General features: G+C 69.8%; 19 protein-coding genes and 1 rRNA gene. 17 read left to right on the top strand and 3 right to left on the bottom strand.

Annotation, left to right across the window (positions count from 1 at the left end):
• From rrf to ACZ60E_RS30700, 9 genes are all read left to right on the top strand, one after another.
• A 5S ribosomal RNA gene (gene rrf / locus ACZ60E_RS30740) occupies window positions 1-103 on the top strand; the annotation flags it as partial.
• A gap of 106 nt (window positions 104-209) precedes the next feature.
• Window positions 210-857 carry an HAD family hydrolase gene (locus ACZ60E_RS30735; protein ID WP_469444632.1) on the top strand — a complete coding sequence of 216 codons (648 nt, stop codon included), beginning with the start codon at window positions 210-212 and terminating at the stop codon, window positions 855-857.
• A 78-nt stretch (window positions 858-935) separates the two neighbouring features.
• A complete protein-coding gene (locus ACZ60E_RS30730) occupies window positions 936-2,171 on the top strand; it encodes an MFS transporter (RefSeq protein ID WP_469444630.1) in 1,236 nt (411 codons plus the stop codon).
• Complete coding sequence (locus ACZ60E_RS30725; RefSeq protein ID WP_469444629.1) at window positions 2,122-3,294, top strand: acetoin utilization protein AcuC; 1,173 nt, start codon at window positions 2,122-2,124, stop codon at window positions 3,292-3,294. Before ACZ60E_RS30730 ends, ACZ60E_RS30725 begins: the two co-directional genes overlap by 50 nt.
• Before the next feature lie 324 nt (window positions 3,295-3,618).
• Window positions 3,619-4,434, top strand: a complete 816-nt coding sequence (locus ACZ60E_RS30720; RefSeq protein WP_469444627.1) for a phosphatase — start codon at window positions 3,619-3,621, stop codon at window positions 4,432-4,434.
• Between the two features lie 129 nt (window positions 4,435-4,563).
• Window positions 4,564-4,773, top strand: coding sequence for a helix-turn-helix domain-containing protein (locus ACZ60E_RS30715; protein ID WP_093781815.1), 210 nt, complete (start codon window positions 4,564-4,566; stop codon window positions 4,771-4,773).
• A 165-nt stretch (window positions 4,774-4,938) separates the two neighbouring features.
• Window positions 4,939-5,037 carry a 30S ribosomal protein bS22 gene (locus ACZ60E_RS30710; RefSeq protein WP_003948845.1) on the top strand — a complete coding sequence of 33 codons (99 nt, stop codon included), beginning with the start codon at window positions 4,939-4,941 and terminating at the stop codon, window positions 5,035-5,037.
• 339 nt (window positions 5,038-5,376) lie between these two features.
• On the top strand, window positions 5,377-6,438 hold the full coding sequence (locus ACZ60E_RS30705) for an NAD-dependent epimerase/dehydratase family protein (protein ID WP_384806230.1): 1,062 nt from the start codon (window positions 5,377-5,379) through the stop codon (window positions 6,436-6,438).
• Between the two features lie 25 nt (window positions 6,439-6,463).
• Entirely contained in the window at window positions 6,464-7,549 is a 1,086-nt protein-coding gene (locus ACZ60E_RS30700) for a lysophospholipid acyltransferase family protein (protein WP_453795346.1), read from the top strand.
• A gap of 90 nt (window positions 7,550-7,639) precedes the next feature.
• Here the strand turns inward: ACZ60E_RS30700 and ACZ60E_RS30695 are convergent, their stop codons facing one another.
• The 3 genes from ACZ60E_RS30695 to ACZ60E_RS30685 form a co-directional block, all read right to left on the bottom strand.
• Window positions 7,640-8,875 carry a DUF5667 domain-containing protein gene (locus tag ACZ60E_RS30695; protein ID WP_384806226.1) on the bottom strand — a complete coding sequence of 412 codons (1,236 nt, stop codon included), beginning with the start codon at window positions 8,873-8,875 and terminating at the stop codon, window positions 7,640-7,642.
• Window positions 8,876-9,191: 316 nt separating this feature from the next.
• A complete protein-coding gene (locus ACZ60E_RS30690; protein WP_107020822.1) occupies window positions 9,192-9,968 on the bottom strand; it encodes an ECF subfamily RNA polymerase sigma factor, BldN family in 777 nt (258 codons plus the stop codon).
• A 298-nt stretch (window positions 9,969-10,266) separates the two neighbouring features.
• Window positions 10,267-11,199, bottom strand: a complete 933-nt coding sequence (locus tag ACZ60E_RS30685) for an HAD family hydrolase (protein WP_384806224.1) — start codon at window positions 11,197-11,199, stop codon at window positions 10,267-10,269.
• A gap of 449 nt (window positions 11,200-11,648) precedes the next feature.
• Here ACZ60E_RS30685 and ACZ60E_RS30680 point away from each other — a divergent pair, with 449 nt between their 5' ends.
• From ACZ60E_RS30680 to ACZ60E_RS30645, 8 genes are all read left to right on the top strand, one after another.
• Window positions 11,649-11,915 (top strand): glutaredoxin family protein, encoded by a 267-nt coding sequence (locus ACZ60E_RS30680; RefSeq protein ID WP_469444624.1) that lies wholly within the window; start codon window positions 11,649-11,651, stop codon window positions 11,913-11,915.
• Between the two features lie 331 nt (window positions 11,916-12,246).
• Window positions 12,247-13,014, top strand: a complete 768-nt coding sequence (locus ACZ60E_RS30675; RefSeq protein WP_210881859.1) for a redox-sensing transcriptional repressor Rex — start codon at window positions 12,247-12,249, stop codon at window positions 13,012-13,014.
• Window positions 13,011-14,921, top strand: coding sequence for a glutamyl-tRNA reductase (locus tag ACZ60E_RS30670; protein ID WP_469444622.1), 1,911 nt, complete (start codon window positions 13,011-13,013; stop codon window positions 14,919-14,921). The genes ACZ60E_RS30675 and ACZ60E_RS30670 overlap by 4 nt, the downstream gene beginning before the upstream one ends.
• The gene (gene hemC / locus ACZ60E_RS30665) at window positions 14,918-15,877 is read left to right on the top strand and encodes a hydroxymethylbilane synthase (protein ID WP_384806219.1); all 960 of its coding nucleotides are present in this window, start codon (window positions 14,918-14,920) and stop codon (window positions 15,875-15,877) included. The genes ACZ60E_RS30670 and hemC overlap by 4 nt, the downstream gene beginning before the upstream one ends.
• Window positions 15,874-17,562, top strand: coding sequence for a bifunctional uroporphyrinogen-III C-methyltransferase/uroporphyrinogen-III synthase (locus ACZ60E_RS30660; RefSeq protein WP_107020828.1), 1,689 nt, complete (start codon window positions 15,874-15,876; stop codon window positions 17,560-17,562). The genes hemC and ACZ60E_RS30660 overlap by 4 nt, the downstream gene beginning before the upstream one ends.
• 241 nt (window positions 17,563-17,803) lie before the next feature.
• Complete coding sequence (gene hemB, locus ACZ60E_RS30655; RefSeq protein ID WP_469444619.1) at window positions 17,804-18,796, top strand: porphobilinogen synthase; 993 nt, start codon at window positions 17,804-17,806, stop codon at window positions 18,794-18,796.
• A gap of 388 nt (window positions 18,797-19,184) precedes the next feature.
• Window positions 19,185-20,534: a helix-turn-helix domain-containing protein gene (locus ACZ60E_RS30650; RefSeq protein WP_469444618.1), complete on the top strand. Its 1,350-nt coding sequence runs from the start codon at window positions 19,185-19,187 to the stop codon at window positions 20,532-20,534.
• Window positions 20,535-20,605: 71 nt separating this feature from the next.
• Complete coding sequence (locus ACZ60E_RS30645) at window positions 20,606-21,508, top strand: SAM-dependent methyltransferase (RefSeq protein WP_384806213.1); 903 nt, start codon at window positions 20,606-20,608, stop codon at window positions 21,506-21,508.
• Window positions 21,509-21,511 lie beyond the last annotated feature (3 nt).

Here is a 21,511-nt window from a genome sequence, read left to right as displayed (position 1 = left end):
CGTGAGGGAAACGCCCGGTTACATTCCGAACCCGGAAGCTAAGCCTTACAGCGCCGATGGTACTGCAGGGGGGACCCTGTGGGAGAGTAGGACGCCGCCGAACTATTATTGACGGAAAAGCCCCCGCACTTCGGTGCGGGGGCTTTTTTGCGTTCCGGGGAGTTCGGGCGCTTTCAGTGTGCTTTCAAAGACGCTTAGGGTCTGTAGGTATGCGCTACGACCTGGTGATCTTCGACAACGACGGCGTGCTCGTGGACAGCGAGCCCCTCTCCAACACCCTGCTCGCCGCCTATCTCACCGAACTCGGGCACCCCACCTCGTACGAGGACTCCCTGCGCGACTACATGGGGGCCGCCATGCATCGCGTACACGACCTGGTGGCCGAGCGGACCGGGGAGCGGTTGCCCGACGATTTCGACGATGTCTTTCACCAGCGGGTGTTCGCCGCCTTCGAGCGGGAGCTGGAGGCGGTTCCGGGGGTCGAGGAGGTCCTGGAGAAGCTGGCCGCGGACGGAGTTCCGTACTGTGTGGCCTCGTCCGGGAGCCATGAGCGGATCAGGGTGGGGCACCGGAAGACCGGGCTCGATCGGTGGTTCGACGACGGGCGCATCTTCAGTTCCCAGGATGTCGGGCGAGGGAAGCCCGCACCCGACCTGTTCCTGTACGCGGCCGAGCGGATGGGAGTGCCCCCGGAGAAGTGCCTGGTCGTGGAGGACAGTCCGCTCGGGGTGCGGGCGGCCCGCGCGGCCGGGATGGACGTGTACGGCTTCACGGCGATGACGCCGGCCGGGCGGCTGGCGGATGCGGACCGGCTCTTCGGGGAGATGGGCGAGCTCCTGGGACTCCTCCAGGGCTGACCCGGGGCAGAAGCTGAGCAGAATTCATCTTCTTGTTTCTCTACCCACGAGTAAGCCTGAGCCCTACGCTGAGCCGCCATGACAGATGTGCTGCGGCGCGGCCGGGCTTCCTTGGCGTTCAGCTTCTTCGCCCAGGGCGTCGCCTTTGCGCTCCTCGTGACGCGTATCCCGGCGATCCAGGACCGGTACGACGTGTCCGACGGGCTGCTGCCCGCCTTCCTCGCCGCCGTGCCGATCCTCGCCGGCGTCGGGAGCGTCTGCACCGAGCACCTGGTGAAGCGGGTGCCGCCGAGTCACGTACTGCGCTGGGCCCAGCCGGTCGTGCTGCTCGCGCTGCTGGGGGTGGGGGCCGGGGACGGGCTGTGGCAGCTGGGACTCGCCCTCGCCGCGTTCGGACTGGCCGTCGGAGCCCTCGACGCGTCCATGAACATGCTCGGCGTGAGCCTTCAGCACACGTACGGGCGCAGCATCATGCTCGGGTTCCACGCCGCGTTCAGTCTCGGCGGGATCGTCGGGGCCTCGCTCGCGTGGGTGGGGGCGCACTGGGATCTGGCGCTGTTCGTGTCGTATCTGCCTGTCGTGCTGGTGCTGCTGCCCGCCGCGCTCGTGGGGAGCCGCTGGTACGTCGACGGGAGCGGGCACAAGGAGGCCCAGGCGTCGGACGGAGCCGGTGGGGTCAGCGGGACCGGTGGCGCGGGTGTGGGGTTCAAGCTGCTGCTGCCGCTGTGCCTGGTGATGGCCATCGCGTACATCGGCGACTCGACCGTCTCCAACTGGAGTGCCAAGTATCTGCAGGACGTGCTCGGCAGCTCGGAGCAGTTGGCGACCGTTCCGTACAACGTCTATATGGTCACCACACTGCTCGGGCGGGCCGTGGGGGACTTCGGGGTGCGGCGGTTCGGGGCGGTGGCGGTCGTGCGGGTGGGGGCGGTCGTCGCGGCCGCCGGCTTCGCGGTCGTCGCGGTGGCGCCGGGCGCGTGGGTCGGAATGCTCGGGTTCACTCTTGTCGGGTTCGGACTGTGTGTGATCGTGCCGCAGACCTTCGCGGCGGCGGGCAGGCTCTTCCCCGGGGCTGCGGACTCGGCCGTCGCGCGACTGAACATCTTCAACTATGTGGGATTCCTGATCGGTTCTCCCTTGGTGGGAGCGCTGGGCGACGCGTGGAGCTATCGGGGCGCGATGCTCGTACCGATGGCGCTGGTGCTCGTGACACTGTTCTACGCCCGTTCGTTCGCTTCTGGACCTTCCCGATACGGTGACGGGCATGAGCGGCCGCGCACAGCTGATGTGGGACGAGGCAGTAACGGGCTATGACTTCGGTCCGGATCATCCGATGGATCCGGTCCGGCTGGCGCTGACCCGGCGCCTGGTCGACGCCTTCGGGCTCGACCGGGAGGTGGACGTCGTCGCGGCCAAGCCCGCCGGCGACTCCACCCTGCGGCTGGTGCACAGAGAGGACTACGTCGAGGCGGTCAAGGCCGCCTCCGTGGATCCCCGGGCGGCCGACGCGGCGTACGGGCTCGGGACCATGGACGATCCCGCCTTCGCCGGTATGCACGAGGTGTCCGCGCTGATCGCGGGGCAGTCGGTGGGCGCGGCCGAGGCCGTGTGGCGGGGCGACGCGCTGCACGCGGTGAACTTCGCGGGCGGGCTGCACCACGCGATGCCGGGCGGCGCGTCCGGGTTCTGCATCTACAACGACGCTGCCCTGGCCATCGCCCGGCTGCTGGAACTGGGGGCCGAGCGGGTCGCGTACGTGGATGTGGACGTGCACCACGGGGACGGTGTGCAGGCCGCGTTCTGGGAGGACCCGCGGGTGCTGACCGTGTCGCTGCACGAGCATCCGCGCACGCTGTTCCCGCAGACCGGGTGGCCCGAGGAGACCGGGGCCGCAGGCGCGGAGGGGTCCGCCGTGAACGTGGCGCTGCCGGCCGGGACCGGGGACGCGGGGTGGCTGCGGGCCTTCCACTCCGTCGTACCGGAGCTGATCGCCGACTTCCGGCCGCAGGTGCTCGTCACCCAGCACGGGGCCGATACGCACTTCGAGGACCCGCTCGCCCACCTCGCCGTGTCGCTGGACGCGCAGCGGGCTGTGCAGGTGGCGTGTCATGAACTGGCGCACGAGTACGCCGAGGGGCGGTGGGTCGCGCTCGGTGGGGGCGGGTACGCGGTGGTGGATGTGGTGCCGCGGTCCTGGACGCATCTTGTCGCCATCGCTGCGGGGCGGGAGGTGGCGCCGTCTTCCGCCGTTCCTGAGAGTTGGCGGGCGGAAGTGTTCGCTCGTACGCGGCAGTTGGGGCCTGCGCGGATGACTGATGGGCGGTGGCCCGTGTCGTTCGTGGGGTGGGAGGCGGGGTACGACCCCGCGGATCGGTTGGATCAGGCCGTGTTGGCCGCTCGGCGGGCGGCGTTTCCCCTGCGGGGGTTGTTGGCCTAGGGCCTTTTTCGCCCCCGCCGCCCCTACCCGTTCCCGTCCACACATGGGGGCTGCGCCCCCTCGCCCCCTTGTCCTCAAACGCCGGACGGGCTGAGAGGTTCGCCGGACGGGCTGAGAGGTTCGCCGGGCGGGCTGACAGAGCACACGCCGGACGGGTTGATGAAGGAAGGCGGGGCGCAGCCCGCCTTCCTTCAGGGGCGCGGGGAACTGCGCGGCCCGCCCCCACCGGCCCGCAGCCGAAATCCGGCGCGGCAGTTACGCCAACTGTGGGATTGGCGGGCTGTTTTGGGCGCGGGTGCGTGGTGCCTGCGGGAGCATCGGTGGGTGGTGAGTACCGGAACGTTGCGGGCGCATCTGCTGGCGGTGAGGCTGGCCGGGGCCGTGGCGACCTCGCGGGAAGCGAGTCTCAGGAGTTATCGGCTGTTCGCCGCCCGGGATCCGCGGGTGACGATCGGACTCGATCCTGAAGGGGACTGGAAACAGTCCGATCTGATCGCTCTGATGGCGGAGAAGTGTGGCGTATCGGCAGATTCGGGGCACACTTCCGGGCCCGATGTGATCGATCCTGATCGCACCCTCGTGGCGCTCGACGCCTTCGCGGAGCGGCTTGCGGAAGCCGCGCGGAACCGTTCCCCGGTGCTCCTCGGCACCGGACATCCGCACCGCCTGCTCGACTTCTACGCCGCTCTCGCGGACGCTCTGTCGGCGGCCGGGTGTACCGTCCTCACCCCCGCGCATGGTAGCTGTGTCGACATAACGACCCGGTTCGGTCTACGCACGTACAACCTTGACTACGTACGAGGAGTCGCGCTGGTGCGGGAACCCGGGGCGCGGGGCGCCGGTCACGCGACCGGCGCGCACACCCACTCCCCCCTCCCGGTTCGTACCGCCCTGGCAGCCGCCGCGGAGGCCGGCGGACCGTTTCCGGAACTCGTGGTGGGGGACCACGGGTGGGTCTGCGGGGCAGGTCAGCTGGGGTTCGAGGCCATCGGCCTGGGTGACACCGATGATCCCGCGCTGTTCGTCGGCGAGGCAGAGGGGCGGGTGTCCGTCGTCGTTCCACTTGATGACGCTGTGCGGTCTGATTACTACCGACCGCTTACTCGCTATGTACTCAATCGAGCGTGTCTGTCACAGTAGGCCGCCGATGGGGGCTCCTCTTCCCCACTCGCATCACCCGCCCCTACTCTGGGGAGTGAGCACGCAACGACGAAGTGTCACCGGAAGGGGAAGCCGGCGACCGTCGAGTGCGGAAGGTTCAGGTGTGTCATGGCTGCTGGCGAGAGGCCTCTGAACGAGGTTCAGTTCCTTACCGTGGCGGAAGTCGCCTCGGTGATGCGAGTGTCGAAGATGACCGTGTACCGCTTGGTGCACAGCGGTCATCTGCCCGCGATCCGGGTGGGGAGGTCCTTCCGCGTCCCGGAGCAAGCGGTTCACGAGTACCTTCGCGAGTCCTACGTGGGGGTGGAGACAGCCTGACGGCGGTCCGGGAGGGGTCCCGGGGTGCTTGATCGCGTCCCCGGGATTTCGCCCGGAACCCCTCGATTACAACCTCTGGCGCTCAGGCGGGTAGGCTGGCCCCTCATAAGTCGTGTGGGCCCATGCAGCCCAGCAACGAGTAAAGAGAAGTGAGCGAGGGTAGTCGTGGGCTCTGTTATCAAGAAGCGGCGTAAGCGGATGGCCAAGAAGAAGCACCGCAAGCTGCTCAAGCGCACTCGCGTTCAGCGACGCAACAAGAAGTAGTCGCGACCTGCGGCGGTCGCCCACCACGCGCAAGCGGGGCGTGGGCGACGCCGCGACAGTGCGCTCTGTGGCCCCCCACCGGTCGGTGGGGGGCCACAGTCGTGTGCGCCGGACGGCCCGGTGAGGGCCTGTATGTCCGGTGATACGAACGCCGTGCGTATGTCTGAGCGTACGTTCCGTGGGGCGAATGGCTTGGTCTGATCGTATGTCCGCGGGTGCGGTGACTTCGTGCATCGGGCAGTCATCACAGCGCAACACCGACCCGCTAACGTGACCGTCACGGGGAACACGGCAGAGTACGAGCAGGTGTCGTCGACGGCTGGAAGGAAGGCGCTGATCTTGGGGAAGGTCGTGCTCGTGACCGGAGTGGCCCGTCAGCTGGGGGGCCGGTTCGTACGACGGATCCAGCGTGACCCCGAGGTGGACCGGGTGGTCGCCGTGGACGCGGTCGCACCCGAGCACCACCTGGGCGGAGCGGATTTCGTACGCGCCGACATAAGGCAGCCCACCGTCGCCAGGCTGCTGGCCGAGCACTCCGTGGACACGGTGGTGCACATGGACGTGACGGGCACCCCGCTGGGCAGCGGCAGCCGGGCCACGGTCAAGGAGACCAACGTCATCGGCACCATGCAGCTGCTCGGTGCCTGCCAGAAGTCGCCGACGGTCAAGCGGCTGGTCGTGAAGTCCAGCACGAACGTCTATGGCTCGGCTCCCCGTGACCCGGCCGTCTTCACCGAGACGACCCCGCCCAAGTCACTGCCCAGCGGCGGCTTCGCGAAGGACACGGTCGAGGTCGAGGGGTACGTACGCGGGTTCGCGCGGCGGCGGCCCGACGTCGCCGTGTGCGTGCTGCGGTTCGCCAACATCCTCGGACCGGGCGCGGACACCCCGCTCGCCGCGTACTTCTCGCTGCCTGTACTGCCGACCGTTCTCGGCTACGACCCGCGGCTGCAGTTCGTGCACGAGGACGACGTGATCGACGTCCTGCGGATCGCCTCGCACGAACCGGAGCGGGGCACGCTCAACAGCGGCACGTTCAACATCACCGGCGACGGCGTCCTGCTGCTCTCGCAGTGCGCGCGCAGGCTGGGCCGGCCCACGGTCCCGGTGCTGATGCCCGCGATCAGCTGGGTGGGCTCGGCACTGCGTACGGTGGGCATGACGGACTTCTCGCCCGAGCAGCTGAGGCTGCTCACCCACGGCCGGGTCGTGGCGACGAACCAGATGCGCGAGACGCTCGGATACCGGCCGAAGTTCACGACGGCGGAGACGTTCGCGGACTTCGCCCGCAGCCGGGGCCCCGGACTGCTGCCGCCCGAGGCCCTCGCGGGGGCCGTCGACCGGATCGCCGCACTGCCCGCACTGGGCGGTGGTCACCCCCCGACGCAGAGCGCCAACTGAGCGCCAACCGAGGAGCGCATCAACGATGGCGGACGCCAAGGTCATTCCGTTCGACGACGACCGGTCCCGCGGGAGTGCCGTACAGCGGCCCGCGCGGCGCCGGGGCGCGGGGAGCAGGCGCAAGGGCGAGCCCGCGGCGGTTCGCGAGGTCCAGCCCCTGCCCGCACGAACGATTCCGCAGGATGATGTTCCTGTGACGCGTGAGGAACCGGCGGCCGGATCGCCTGCTGAAGCGGCGGCCGAGGCGGGCGCCGTGGAGAAGCCGCGGGACGACGGCTGGGAGCGGCGGATCGCCGGCGGTCTGTCGTTCCTGCGACGGCGCCTGACCGGTGACTACGAGGTCGACGACTTCGGTTACGACCAGGAGCTCACCGAGCAGGTCCTGATGTCGCTGGTGCGCCCCCTCTACGAGAAGTACTTCCGCGTCGAGGTGAAGGGCATCGAGAACATCCCGTCGGAGGGCGGGGCGCTGATCGTCGCCAACCACTCCGGGACGCTGCCGCTGGACGGCCTGATGATGCAGGTCGCCGTCCACGACAACCATCCCGAGAACCGGCATCTGCGGCTGCTCGCGGCCGACCTGGTCTTCATGCTGCCCGTGGTCAACGAGCTGGCCCGCAAGGCGGGCCACACCCTCGCGTGCGCGGAGGACGCCGAACGGCTGCTGCAGCGCGGCGAACTGGTCGGGGTGATGCCGGAGGGCTTCAAGGGCATCGGCAAGCCGTTCAGTGAGCGCTACAAGCTGCAGCGCTTCGGCCGCGGCGGGTTCGTGTCGACCGCGCTGCGCCAGGGCACGCCGATCATTCCGTGCTCCATCGTGGGCGCGGAGGAGATCTACCCGATGATCGGCAACGCGAAGACCCTCGCACGGCTGCTCGGGTTCCCGTACTTCCCGATCACGCCGACGTTCCCGTGGCTCGGTCCGCTGGGCGCGGTGCCGCTGCCGACCAAGTGGACGATCCAGTTCGGCGAGCCGATCCTCACGGACGGCTATCCGCCGGAGGCGGCCGAGGACCCGATGCTGATGTTCAACCTGACGGACCAGGTCAGGGAACAGATCCAGCACACGCTCTACAAGCTGCTCGTACAGCGCCGCTCGGTGTTCTTCTGACCGCCGGCTCCCGCTGCTGACGGCGAGCGCGTACGGAGGTGGGGGCGCCCCTGGTGGAAAAGGGCGCCCCCACCTCCGTACCGGCCGGAGCTAGTCCGCGTCCTCGCTGTCGATGCCCAGGCCCGGGAGCAGGCCCGGGAGGAGGGGCGGCAGGGTCACATCCGGCTCGGGGGCGGGAGTGTCCTTGCCTGACGGGGAGGCGCTGGTGTCGTCCTCGGGCGGGTCGAGGAGACCGCCGGTGTTGCCACCGAGCAGACCGTCGTCCTGCGTGTCGGACGTGGACGGCTTGGGCTTGCCGCTGCCCGTCCCGGAACCGGTGCCGTCGGACGAGTCGCTGCCCGTGGCGCTGGGCGGGACCGAGCGGTCCGAGCCCGAGGAGCCGGGGTGGTCGGAACTCGGGCCGCGGTGGCGGCCGGTGCCCTCCGGCGCGGGCGGCTGCGGAAGCAGCGCGCGCAGCGGCTCGACCTCTTCGTCTATGGCGTCGAAGACCGAGCTGACCTGGCGGCTGACATCACCGAGCTGGACGGGCAGCCGGTCGCGCAGGGCGCCCCAGGCGTCGCGGTGCGACTGCGAGAAGGCGGAGAGCGCCTGGATGGGGCCCAGGGAGTCCGGGTCCCGCTCGTAGGCCTCGTGCAGCAGACGGTGGCCCTCGCCGGCGTCGTGCTGCATACCGAACAGCGCGCGCCTGATCTCGCCCAGTGACTCGTGGTCCAGAGGGCCCGAGCGGCCGCGCTCCATCAGGCGGCGCGCCTCGCTCAGCCGGGTGGAGGCCTGGTCGAGATAGAGCTCGCCGCGGTCGCTGCTGCCGTCGGCCATGCCCAGCTTGAGGTCCTCCATTCCACGCTTGAGTCCGTAGAGCGAGTCACCGGGCAGGGCGTCGGAGCTGGCAGCGGCGACCCCGCTGAAGGCTCCGGCGGCCACACCCACGGTGAGTCCGCCCGCGGCGAGCCCCTTCGACAGCCGGGAACGGGGCCGCAGTTTCCCCAGCCCGGTCGCCCTGTGCGTGCCCTTGCCCCGATGGGACCGCTGCTCGGGGACCGAAGAGCCCGCCGCCGCGCCTCCCGCGGCCGTGCCCTCCAGCAGCATGGCCTCCATGGCTGCCACCAGCTGGGCCCTCTGGACGACCTTGACCTCGGGGTCCATCTGGGGTTTGGGCAGCTCGCCGAGGCCGGTCGCCAGGGACAGCATCCGGCTCTGCTCGGACCGGTCCGCGACAGCCGGAGCAGGTCCTTCGGACTGCTCGGCCGCCGTATCCCTGTCGGAGTGCTCCTCCAGGGCCTGGGCGAAGGCGTTCGTCCGCCGGTGCGCCGATACGTTCGCGATCACTGGCGGCACCTCCTCTCGTCATGACGGTCGGCTCCCCAGGGGGTCCTGAGGGTTGCACCCCCTGACCACGACAACTCGATCGAGTGATCGAAGACGGCCAGGGTGTGACCACAGGGAGCCTGTATCCCGCACAACGAGCGGCTCGGCACTTGGGTTACGGACGACGGATGATCGGACCGCGAAGTCAACAGACTTTCACGGAGGGTGAGTTGGATGTCGCTGAGCGTATGGATTCATACGGGGTCGTACCCGGGTCGTACCGGTGCCGGTCCGGCGGGCCGGCCGCGTGGCGTCGAGCCTGCGGGGGTACGGGGTCTCAGCGGGCGTCTTCCGGGAGGAGCCGTGCCAGCGTGCGCACCGCCCGGTACTGGAGGGTCTTGATCGCGCCCTCGTTCTTGCCCATGACACGGGCGGTCTCGGCGACCGAAAGGCCCTGGAGGAACCGCAGGGTCACGCATTCCTGCTGCTGGGGGTTGAGGCGGCGAACGGCGTCCAGCAGTGCCGCGTTCGAGAGGGACTCCAGGACGGAGTCCTCGGGTGAGCGCTCGACCTCGTTGGCGTCGAGCATCTCGCCGGTGGTCACTTCGAGCCGGAAACGGCTCGACTTGAAGTGGTCCGCGACGAGGTTGCGGGCGATGGTGACCAGCCAGGCGCCGAAGTCACGGCCCTGCCAGGTGAATGTCCCGATGCGGCGCAGTGCGCGCAGGAACGTCTCGCTCGTCAGGTCTTCCGCGGTCGCCTTTCCGCCGACGCGGTAGTAGATGTAGCGATACACAGTGTCGCTGTACTGGTCGTAGAGCCGGCCGAAGGCCTCGGCCTCACCGGCCTGTGCGCGCTCCACGAGATCCATCATCCGGGCGCTGTCACTGTCTGCGGCCGGGCGGCGTGCGGGGGTGGCTGGCGCGCTCGAACGTCCTCGTCTGCCGACCGCCGCGCTTCCCTCGGCCAGTGCGTAGCACGGGCCGACGGGCGCGACGGAGACAGCGAGGGCGGGGACGGCGTACGCGGTGGGGACGAAGCCGCGCAAGCGGTCGAGGACCGTTGCGCGCAGCGTAGCCAGGCCCGAGGCGTCAACCCCGACGTGTGGGTACACGGGACTCCCAGAGGCAGAGCTTCCATCACGTGCAGTACCGGACCGTTCACCCTTCGTGGCGAAGAGTGGGGTCCGTTATGCGTCTGAGGAGAATAACGCTTCGTACAGGCAGTGCTACACCCAGTTGCTCAAATCATCGATTACGTCGCTTCTGTAACCGAATGACGCCTGATCAAGTGCCGGATAGTGACCGGTTGTTGATTGATTCGGTTCGCGTTCCGTCTGAGTCCAGGGCGTGTTGTGGCCGGGTGCCGTCAACGTGACAGACGTGCCCCCGGAGGGGCGTGCCGGACGGGCCCTAGCGGCGGCGGCGGTGCAGGGCGATGGCCGCGGCGGTGCCGCCGGCGACCGCGCCGACTCCCGCGGCCGCGGGGATGCCGACCTTCGCGGCCTTGCGGCCCGTGCGGTAGTCGCGCAGCCGCCAGTCGAGCGTGCGGGCGTGCTTGCGGAGCTTGGCGTCCGGGTTGATCGCGTAGGGGTGCCCGACCAGCGACAGCATCGGGATGTCGTTGTGGGAGTCGCTGTACGCGGCGCAGCGGCCGAGGTCCAGGCCCTCCGCCGTGGCCAGGGCGCGGACCGCCTCCGCCTTCGCGGGGCCGTGCAGGGGTTCGCCGACGAGCTTGCCGGTGTATACGCCGTCCACGGATTCCGCGACCGTGCCGAGGGCGCCGGTCAGGCCGAGGCGGCGGGCGATCACCGTGGCGATCTCCACGGGGGCCGCCGTGACGAGCCACACCTTCTGGCCCGCGTCCAGGTGCGCCTGGGCCAGTGCGCGGGTGCCGGGCCAGATGCGCTCGGCCATGTACTCGTCGTAGATCTCCTCGCCGATCGACATCAGTTCGGCGACGCGGTGGCCCTTGACGATGGACAGGGCGGAGTCGCGGGCGTCCTGCATGTGCTCGGGGTCCTCGACGCCGGCCAGCCGGAACCAGGCCTGCTGCCAGGCGAACCGGTACAGGTCGCGGGACTCGAAGAACTTGCGCTTGTACAGGCCCCGGCCGAAGTGGAAGATCGCGGCGCCCTGCATGACGGTGTTGTCCAGGTCGAAGAACGCGGCGGCCTGGTCGTCGCCGTGGACCGGGAAGTCCGGTTCGGCGGTTCCGGGCGCGGCTGCGAGGTCTTCCAACTCCTGGGAGGTCTTGCGCGCTGCCTCAGCCGAGGCCTCGCCTGCCAGCACGCTTCGCGCTGTCGCGGAGCGCCTACGGGGGGTGAGCCATCCGAGAGCGGCCATGGCGTGAGCATAGCCAGTTTGTTCGGTGCGGCTGGAGTCGGGAGGTTTGAATGCGGTGAACTCTTCGCGGCGTTGTTGTTGCGGGGCTTGGCCTTGGGGCCCGCTCCTGTGGCTTCGCCGGGGGTTGTGCGTCGGGTGCGGGTCTGTGGGGGCTTGTCGCGCCGTTCCCCGCGCCCCTGGGAGCCTGCGGTCGCCGTGGGCTTGAAGGTGCGGGGCCAACTGGTGTGGACGTGCGCAGTTCCCCGCGCCCCTGAAGACGAAAGACTGCGCCGTTCCCCGCGCCCCTGAAGACGAAAGACTGCGCCGTTCCCCGCGCCCCTGAAGACGAAAGACTGCGCCGTTCCCCGCGCCCCTGGGAGGCGTCTGTTTTTAGGGGCGCGGGGAACTGCGCTATCAGCTCCCGCTCACCCGCATCCGACGTACGGCCTTCCGCGCGGGAGGATAGGGGGATGAGGTCTATTTTTCGGCGTGGGCGGCAGGATCGGGTCGTTACCTTGATCGGGAAGCCCGGCTGTCATTTGTGTGAAGACGCACAGGGTGTTGTGGAGAAGGTCTGCGGTGAGCTGGGGGTGCGCTGGGAGAAGAAGGACATCACCGAGGACGCCGAACTGCGCCGTGAGTACTGGGAGCAGATCCCGGTGGTGCTGGTGGACGGGGCGCAGCACACGTTCTGGCGGGTCGACGAGGGCCGGCTGCGGCGGGCGCTCACGGCGTAGCGGTGGCCGGTGGGGCGCAGGAGTAATCGGACCGTGGCCTGACTGAGCAGTCCGGCGGGGCCGGAATGTCACTTAGGATCGAGGGCGATTCGGACTCGGGGGCGGGGATCGTAGAGGAGAGTGTGCGGTTTTGCCCCCAAGATGTGAGGAACGAAGGTGCGCGTGCGCCGGTTCCGTACGGGTGCGCCGGGGGTGCGTGACCCCGGTCACGTTGGCCGGGCAAATCGGACACCATCTTTGTGCACGCGTTCACAAAGACATAGCCTGCATTCGACGGGGCGGTCTAGGTACGTGTGACCGCCTGAAGCCCCGCGCTACCCGCAGGAGCACCGTGGCAACTGGCCGAACTCACCGAACGGCGACCCGCAGCCGAGGGATTCCCGAGGCCACCGTCGCCAGGCTTCCCCTGTATCTCCGGGCCCTCACCGCTCTGTCGGAGCGCTCGGTACCCACGGTCTCCTCCGAGGAACTCGCGGCCGCGGCGGGGGTCAACTCCGCCAAGCTGCGCAAGGATTTCTCGTACCTCGGGTCGTACGGGACGCGCGGTGTCGGCTACGACGTCGAATACCTCGTCTACCAGATCTCCCGCGAGCTGGGCCTGACCCAGGACTGGCCGGTAGTGATCGTCGGGATAGGAAATCTCGGCGCCGCCCTGGCCAACTACGGCGGGTTCGCCTCACGCGGGTTCCGGGTCGCGGCGCTGATCGATGCCGATCCCGCGATGGCCGGGAAGCCCGTCGCCGGGATCCCCGTGCAGCACACCGACGAGCTGGAAAAGATCATCGACGACAACGGTGTGTCGATCGGTGTCATCGCGACCCCCGCCGGGGCCGCACAGCAGGTCTGCGAGCGGCTCGTCGCCGCCGGTGTGACCTCCATCCTGAACTTCGCGCCGACCGTGCTGTCCGTGCCGGACGGCGTCGACGTACGCAAGGTCGACCTCTCCATCGAGCTGCAGATCCTCGCCTTCCACGAGCAGCGCAAGGCCGGCGAGGAGGCCGAGGCGCAGGCCGACGCCGTGCTCGCCGCCGAGGCCGCGGCGGCCAAGGAGGCCGGCAAAGGGCCCGACGGGGACGTCCCCGCCGTGATGCCGGCATGAGTCTCCTCGTCGTCGGGCTGAGTCACCGCAGCGCTCCGGTCAGCGTCCTGGAGCGCGCCGCGCTGTCGGCGGACGCCCAGATCAAGCTGCTCCAGGACACGGTCGCCGCCGAACCGGCCACCGAGGCCGCGGTGCTCGCCACCTGCAACCGGATCGAGCTGTACGCCGACGTGGACAAGTTCCACGCCGGTGTCGCCGAGCTCTCCACGCTGCTCGCGCAGCACAGCGGGGTCGGACTGGAAGAACTCACGCCCTACCTGTACGTGCATTACGAGGACCGGGCCGTCCACCACTTCTTCTCGGTGGCGTGCGGGCTCGACTCGATGGTGGTCGGCGAGGGCCAGATCCTCGGCCAGATCAAGGACGCGCTCGCCACCGCGCAGGAGCTGCACTCGGCCGGCCGGCTGCTGAACGACCTCTTCCAGCAGGCGCTGCGGGTCGGCAAGCGCGCTCACTCCGAGACCGGCATCGACCGGGCCGGGCAGTCCCTGGTGACCTTCGGCCTGGAGCAGTTCGCCGAGGACGCGACGGTCGACGCCTGGGCCCGGGACAAGCGGGTCCTCGTGATCGGCGCCGGTTCGATGTCCTCGCTGGCCGCCGCCACCCTGGCACGCGCCGGTGTGGCCGAAGTGGTCGTCGCCAACCGGACGTTCGACCGGGCCGAGCGGCTCGCCACCCTGCTCGTGGAGCAGTACGCGCGGAGTACGGCGCCGGAGGGCGGCACGGACGTGCTGGCCCGTGCCGTGCCGATCGACGCCGTCGCGGATGAACTGACACGTGCCGATGTCGTCGTGTCGTGCACCGGTGCGACCGGGCTCGTCCTCACCGCCGAGGTCGTCGCGACCGCGATGGAGGGGCGTGCGGTGCGGGTGCCCGCCCCTGCTCCGGCCCCGGGTTCCGGTGCGCGCGGCGCGAGCGGCGCCTCCGTCGTACGGGATGACCTGCCGCCCACCAGCGTCGGCACCGAGGAGAACTGTCCCCTCGACCCCGCCGCCGCGCAGGGCGCACAGAGCGTGCAGACCGTGCAGGGCACCGCCGGGTTCTCCGTGCTCGGCGAGGCCGCCGTGGCCGGGATGGGCGCGGCCGAACTGGAACAGCACGCCGCGTGGGTCGACAAGGGCGCGTCGGCGGCGGCCACCGAGGGCCAGACCGGCTCCGTGGCGCTGCTCGACCCGGCCGCCGAGGCCGAGGCCATCACCGCCCTCGCCGCCGCCGCGGCCGTCCTCGGACGGGTGCCCGAGCGGCGTCGGCCCGAGCCCGTCGCCGAGGTGCCCCGGCCCACCCCCGTGCTCTCGCTGCTCGACCTCGCCATGCCCCGTGACATCGACGCGGCCGCGCACCGGCTGCCCGGGGTGCGGCTGGTGGACATCGAGTCCCTCGCCGAGGCGTCCGCCGACGCGCCCATGGCCGCCGACGTCGACCAGGTGCGACGGATCGTCTCCGACGAGGTCGCCGCCTTCGGCGCCGCACTGCGGGCCGCACACATCACTCCGACCGTCGTGGCGCTGCGCACGATGGCCGCGGACGTCGTCGCGGGCGAGATCGCCCGGCTCGACGGACGGCTCCCCGGCCTCGACGACAAGCAGCGCAGCGAGATCACCCAGACCGTGCGACGGGTCGTGGACAAACTGCTCCACGCCCCGACCGTACGGGTCAAGCAGCTGGCCGCCGAGCCCGGTGGTGCCGGGTACGCGGACGCACTGCGGACCCTGTTCGACCTGGACCAGGAGACGGTCGCCGCCGTCTCGCGGGCCGAGGAACGGGACGCCGACACCGGTACCGGTACCGCCGGTGGTGTGGGCGACGGTCGTCGTGGTGATGGTGGGTTTGGCGACAGCGGGCGCGTTGTCGGCAGGAACTTCGACAGCAATAATTTCGAGAGCGCCGAAAACCGAGGGCGAGCATGACTGAGCAGGCACTGAGGCTCGGGACCAGGCGGAGCAGACTCGCCATGGCCCAGTCCGGGCAGGTGGCGGACGCCGTGAGCCAGGTGACCGGACGGCCCGTCGAGCTCGTGGAGATCACGACCTACGGGGACACGTCCCGTGAGCACCTCGCGCAGATCGGCGGCACGGGCGTCTTCGTGACCGCCCTGCGCGACGCGCTGCTGCGCGGGGAGGTCGACTTCGCCGTGCACTCCCTCAAGGACCTGCCGACCGGGCAGCCCGACGAGCTCGCGCTGGCCGCCGTACCCGTCCGCGCGGACGTCCGTGACGTGCTCATCGCACGCGACGGTCTGACGTTCGCCGAACTCCCGAACGGGGCGCGGATCGGTACCGGTTCGCCGCGCCGGATGGCCCAGCTGAACGCGTACGCGCGTGACCTCGGGCTGACGATCGAGACCGTACCGATCCGCGGGAACATCGACACGCGGATCGGGTTCGTGCGGGACGGCGAGCTGGACGGCGTCGTGCTCGCCGCCGCCGGGCTGCACCGCGTCGGACGGACCGCCGAAGTGACCGACTTCCTGCCGGTCGACATCATTTTGCCCGCCCCCGGCCAGGGGGCCCTCGCGATCGAGTGCGCCGCGGACAACGCGGACCTCGTCGCTGCGCTCGCCGAGCTCGACGACCCGTACACCCGGGCCGCCGTGACCGCCGAGCGATCCCTGCTCGCCGCCCTGGAGGCCGGTTGCAGCGCACCTGTGGGTGCCTTCGCCGACCTGCTGGCCGACGGGCAGATTGTCAAGGAATTGCGCCTGCGCGGCGTCGTCGGCACGACCGACGGCTCGACGCTGGTGCAGTTGTCCACCACCGGTCCCGTGCCCGAGACACATGACCAAGCAATGGCGCTCGGCCGTGAACTCGCTGCCGAGATGCTTGCCAAGGGCGCGGCCGGTCTGATGGGGGAGCGAGTACATTGAGCCCCACCACCCTTCCCATCGGCCTCGAACACGGGCACGTCACCTTCCTCGGTGCCGGACCCGGTGATCCGGGACTGCTGACTCTGCGCGCCGTCGAGGCGCTGGGGAACGCTGATGTCCTGGTCGCCGAACCCGAAGTGCTCGACGTCGTCCGCACGCACGCCAGACGAAACGTCACCGTGCTCGACACCGATACGGGCGCGAGCCCGGACACGCCTCAGCTGAAGGTAGTTGACGGCACGTCAGCCACCTCTGGCGTCCCCGCGTCGAAGGACGCGGCCAATATTGTCATGGAGGCCGCGAGGGGCGGCAGGCGGGTCGTCCGTGCGGTCTCGGGCGACCCCGGGCTCGACGCGTACGCGGCCGGCGAGATGCTCGCCTGCGCCGCCGCGGGTGTGCCCTTCGAGGTCGTTCCCGGTGTCGCCGCCGCTGTGGGTGTGCCCGCGTACGCGGGTGTGCCGTTGCGGGACGCCGAGGGTGCGGACGTGCGGTTCGTCGACGCCCGTACCGCGTCCGCGCGGTGCTGGGCCGAGGTCGGGGCGTCCGACGGGACCGTCGTTGTCTCTGCGGCCCTTGATTCCGTGGGTGCTGCTGCGGGGGAGCTTGTCGCTGCCGGGCGTAAGCCTGATACGCCCATGACTGTCACCGTCGCCGGTACCACCACGCGGCAGCGGACCTGGTGCGCCACGCTCGGCACCATCGCGCAGACGCTGAAGCAGGCCAAGGTGCTGCCCTCGCCCGAGGGCGGCCGGCCGGTGATAGCCGTGGTCGGTGAGCGTTCCTCCGCCGCTCAGCGTGAGCAGCTCTCGTGGTTCGAGTCCAAGCCGCTGTTCGGCTGGAAGGTGCTCGTGCCGCGGACGAAGGAGCAGGCGGCGTCGCTCTCCGACCAGCTGCGGTCGTACGGGGCCGTGCCGCACGAGGTGCCCACGATCGCCGTGGAGCCGCCGCGGACGCCTCAGCAGATGGAGCGGGCGGTCAAGGGGCTCGTCACCGGGCGGTACGAGTGGATCGCCTTCACGTCGGTGAACGCGGTCAAGGCCGTGCGGGAGAAGTTCGAGGAGTACGGGCTCGACGCGCGTGCCTTCGCCGGGATCAAGGTCGCCGCTGTGGGTGAGCAGACCGCGAAGGCGTTGATCGCTTTCGGGGTCAAGCCTGATCTGGTGCCCAGTGGGGAGCAGTCCGCTGCGGGGTTGCTGGAGGACTGGCCGCCTTACGATCCCGTTTTTGATCCGATCGATCGGGTGTTTCTGCCTCGGGCCGATATCGCGACCGAGACGTTGGTCGCCGGGTTGATCGAGCTCGGGTGGGAGGTCGATGACGTCACGGCTTATCGGACCGTGCGTGCTTCGCCGCCGCCGGCCGATACCCGTGAGGCGATCAAGGGGGGTGGGTTCGATGCCGTTCTCTTCACGTCGTCCAGCACCGTGCGGAATCTGGTCGGTATTGCCGGGAAGCCTCATAACGTGACCGTTATCGCGTGTATTGGGCCCGCTACGGCGAAAACCGCTGAAGAGCATGGGCTGCGTGTCGATGTCATGTCGCCCGAGCCGTCCGTGCATCGGCTGGCCGAGGCGCTGGCGGAGTTCGGGCTTCGGCGGCGGGCTTCCGCGCTTGAGGCCGGGGATCCTGTCACCCGGCCCAGTGAGCGGCGGCCCGGGTCTCGGCGTCGGCGTACCACCACGTAGTTCGTTCTTGGGCTACTTACCGCCGCGTGGTCCGTTCGTTGTGGGTCGGGGCCGTGCCGGTACGTCGAGTCCGTCGCCTTCCGGGTGTACTGCCGTACGCCTGGAAGTGTGGGGTTTTTTGCAGGAGCCCTATGCGACGGACTTCGACGTACCGGCACGGCCCGCTCCCGTTGTACGGCGGCCGACGGGCTCCGACTGGGCGTCGGCAAAGGCGGTGGGCGGGCGGGCGTAGCGTGGTCTCATGACGACGTACGGATCCTTTCCCGGCAGCCGGCCGCGGCGGCTGCGGACCAGTCCTGTGATGCGGCGCATGGTTGCCGAGACCCGGCTGCATCCCGCTGATTTCATCCTTCCCGCCTTTGTGCGTGAAGGTGTCTCCGAGCCCGTGCCCATCGCCGCGATGCCCGGCGTCGTGCAGCACACCCGGGACAGTCTGAAGAAGGCTGCCGCCGAGGCGGTGGCCGCGGGGATTTCCGGGATCATGCTGTTCGGTGTGCCGGAGGAGTCGAAGAAGGATGCCCTCGGGACGGCCGGGACCGATCCCGACGGGATTCTGCAGGTCGCCCTGCGGGACGTGCGCAGTGAGGTCGGGGACGAGTTGTTGGTGATGTCCGATCTCTGTCTCGACGAGACCACCGATCACGGGCATTGCGGGGTGCTGGATTCCGAAGGGCGTGTTGACAACGACGCCACCCTGGAGCGGTATGCCGAGATGGCCCAGGTGCAGGCCGATGCCGGGGCGCACGTCGTGGGGCCCAGCGGGATGATGGACGGTCAGGTCGGGGTCGTTCGTGACGCTCTCGATCAGATCGGGCGCGAGGACGTGGCGGTGCTCGCCTATACCGTCAAGTACTCGTCCGCCTTCTTCGGGCCTTTCCGGGAGGCCGTCGGGTCCTCGTTGAAGGGGGACCGGAAGACCTATCAGCAGGACCCCGCCAATGCGCGGGAGTCGCTGAAGGAACTGGCGCTCGATCTTGAAGAGGGCGCCGACATGGTGATGGTGAAGCCTGCCGGGCCCTATCTGGACATCCTCGCGCGTGTCGCGGACGCGGTGGATGTGCCCGTCGTCGCCTACCAGATCTCCGGGGAGTACTCGATGGTCGAGGCCGCCGCCGAAAAAGGGTGGATCGATCGGGATGCGGCGATCTTGGAGACCCTGACCGGGATCCGGCGGGCCGGGGCCCGGAACATCCTCACGTACTGGGCTACCGAGGTGGCGCAGAAGCTGCGTTGACGGGGTCAGGTGGCTGTTGTGTTCCGCCGACCATGACAGGCGTCATGGATGTGGTGTCGGCCGCCGATCCTTCGTCTCGTATGCCCTCTCCGTTGTTGCACGCGGTCAGGGGCAGGGCGGTGACCGCGAGCGCGGCGGCCAGTAGGCGTGTGCGGACGGTCCATGCGGACATCGGGTGAACTCCGAGGTGCGGTACGGGTGATGGCACGGGCCGCTCGGCCGGGGGCCGAGGGTGGCGTGCTTGGATGGCCCAAGCTTGTGCGCAGATCCGTCCCGGCCGTGGCATCCGCGAGAACTTTGGGACGCCGGAACGGCCGCAGCAGCTCTGACGTGGGGAAATGACCCGCGCCTGGAATGCGGATCCGGGACGTGGAGAGAGGTGCGGACGGTGGCGGGGGACGAGTTCACGGAGCTGTTGGGGCAGCTGAAGGAGCGGTCCGGGCTCAGTTACGGGGTGTTGGCGAAGCGGCTGCACACGAGTGCGTCCACCCTCCACCGGTACGTCAACGGGGATGCCGTGCCCACGGACTATGCGCCCGTGGAGCGGTTCGCGCGGGTGTGCCGGGCCAACCCCGAGGAACTGGTCGAGCTGCATCGGCGGTGGGTTCTCGCTGATGCGCGGCGGAAGCAGAAGTCGACTGCGATGCCGATGCCCACGCCCACGCCGACTGCGACTGCGACGCCGACTGCGGGGGCGGGGAGTGAGGTCCCGGACGAGGAGAAGGGTGCCGCAGGCGGAGTGGGGGCCGCGACTACCGTCGCTTCCGAGGGTGTGGCGGAGGGCTTGGCGGGTGCTGTCGGTTCCGGTGATCTTCTCGTCTCTTCGGAGGCTGCCCCTTCGGGTTCGCGGCGGCGTACCTTCCTGCTTGCCGGAGCCGCCGTGGTCGCCGCTGTCGTGTCCGTGGCGCTCGTCGTGCGGTTCGTGGCGGGCGGCGACGGTGGGGGGCGTGAGCGGGCCGTCGGGGCCGCCGCGTCCGCCGACGACCGGCCGGATGCTTCCGCTTCCGGTGGTGCGAAGGGCAAGTCCGCCTCGCCTTCCGCCTCCCCGTCCGCCTCTCGCTCGGAAAGTCCCTCCGCGTCCGTCGGCCCCTCCGTCTCGCGGAGTGGCGGGGCGGCGGGGGGTGCCGTTGCGCCCATCGTCGCCGTCGATCCGTACAAGTGGGACAGTCCGTGCAGCCAGCACTATCTCTTCGACCGTGAGCCCGAGAAGGTGCCCCCGCCGCCGAGCGAGCCCGACGCGCGCGGGTGGGTCAACGCGCTCGGCGGGGTCGCCGCCGGGCAGCAGATGCTCGCGCTGACCGTGCAGGGCGCCGGGAAGGCCACGGTCGTCCTGGACGATCTGCATGTGCGGGTGGTGGACAAGAGCGCGCCGCTCGCCTGGAACGACTTCGCGATGGGCGTCGGGTGCGGTGGCGGTGTGGAGACCACGTCGTTCGGTGTGAACCTCGACGCCGGGCGGCCCGACGCCTCGCCCCGGGCCGGGCAGCGCGACTTCCCGTACAAGGTGAGTGAGTCCGACCCCGAGGTGTTCTACATCTTCGCGGACGCGCGGACGTACAACGTGAGCTGGTACCTGGAACTGGAGTGGTCGAGCGGGGGGAAGAAGGGGACCGTACGCGTCGACGACGACGGCAGTCCCTTTCGGACGAGCGGGAACGTGGGGCGGCCCGCCTACGACTATCCGCTCGGTGCCTCCGCCTGGGGGCGCAGCCCGTACGAACCCGATGTGCCGGGCTGAGGCACCATCAAGTCACCGCGGGAGTTAGGTTGTTGCCCGTTGACTGACGCGACTCCCCAGGGAGAGGCCCTATGCCCGGTGATGCTCTCAGCCAGGACCCCGCCGAGCTGAGGAGGAGGATCGACACCACCAAGGCCCACCCGGCCCGTGTCTACGACGTCTTCCTCGGGGGCAAGGACAACTACCCGGTGGACCGGGCCGCGGCGGCCGCCGCGCTCGCCGCCAATCCGCGCGGCTATCTCGACGTCCGGCACAACCGCGACTTCCTGCGCCGGGCCGTGAACACGCTGACGGGCGAAGAGGGCATCCGGCAGTACCTGGACATCGGCACCGGGCTGCCGACCCAGGAGAACGTGCACCAGATCGCCCAGCGCATCGCCCCCGACTCCCGTGTCGTGTACGTCGACAACGACCCGGTCGTCCTCGCGCACGCGCGTGCCCTGCTCACCAGCGGGCCCGAGGGGCGTACCGACTACATCGACGCCGATCTGGAGAACCCGGCCCAGATCCTCGACGCCGCCGCCAAGACCCTGGACTTCGAGCAGCCGATCGCGCTGGCGCTCGTGGCGATCCTGCACTTCGTCGAGGACGAGCGGGCCTACCCGATCGTCCGCGAACTGATCGAGGCGCTGCCCCCGGGCAGCCGGCTCGTGCTCAGCCATCTCACCGAGGACCTCAACGCGGAGAACGTCCGCGCGGTCCAGCGGACGTACACCGAGCGCGGTTTCACCTTCGTGCTGCGTACGAAGGCGGAGGTCGAGCGGTTTCTCACCGACAACGGGCTGGAAGTCGACGAGCCCGGTGTCGTCCCCGCCCATCACTGGCGGCCCGACAACGCGGCGCCCCTGCCCGAGCAGCCCGAGCAGGCCTACCTCGACGGCCTCGACGACATCGAGAAGGTCCGCTACCGCGACATCAACGATGTGACGGACGCGGACATCAACGTGTACGCGGTCACCGGCCGCAAGCCCTGAGCG

The sequence above is a fragment of the Streptomyces sp. NPDC102514 genome, assembly GCF_055584525.1.
The sequence above is the reverse complement of the archived record's forward strand: the minus strand, read 5'-3'. Positions and strand labels throughout refer to the sequence as shown.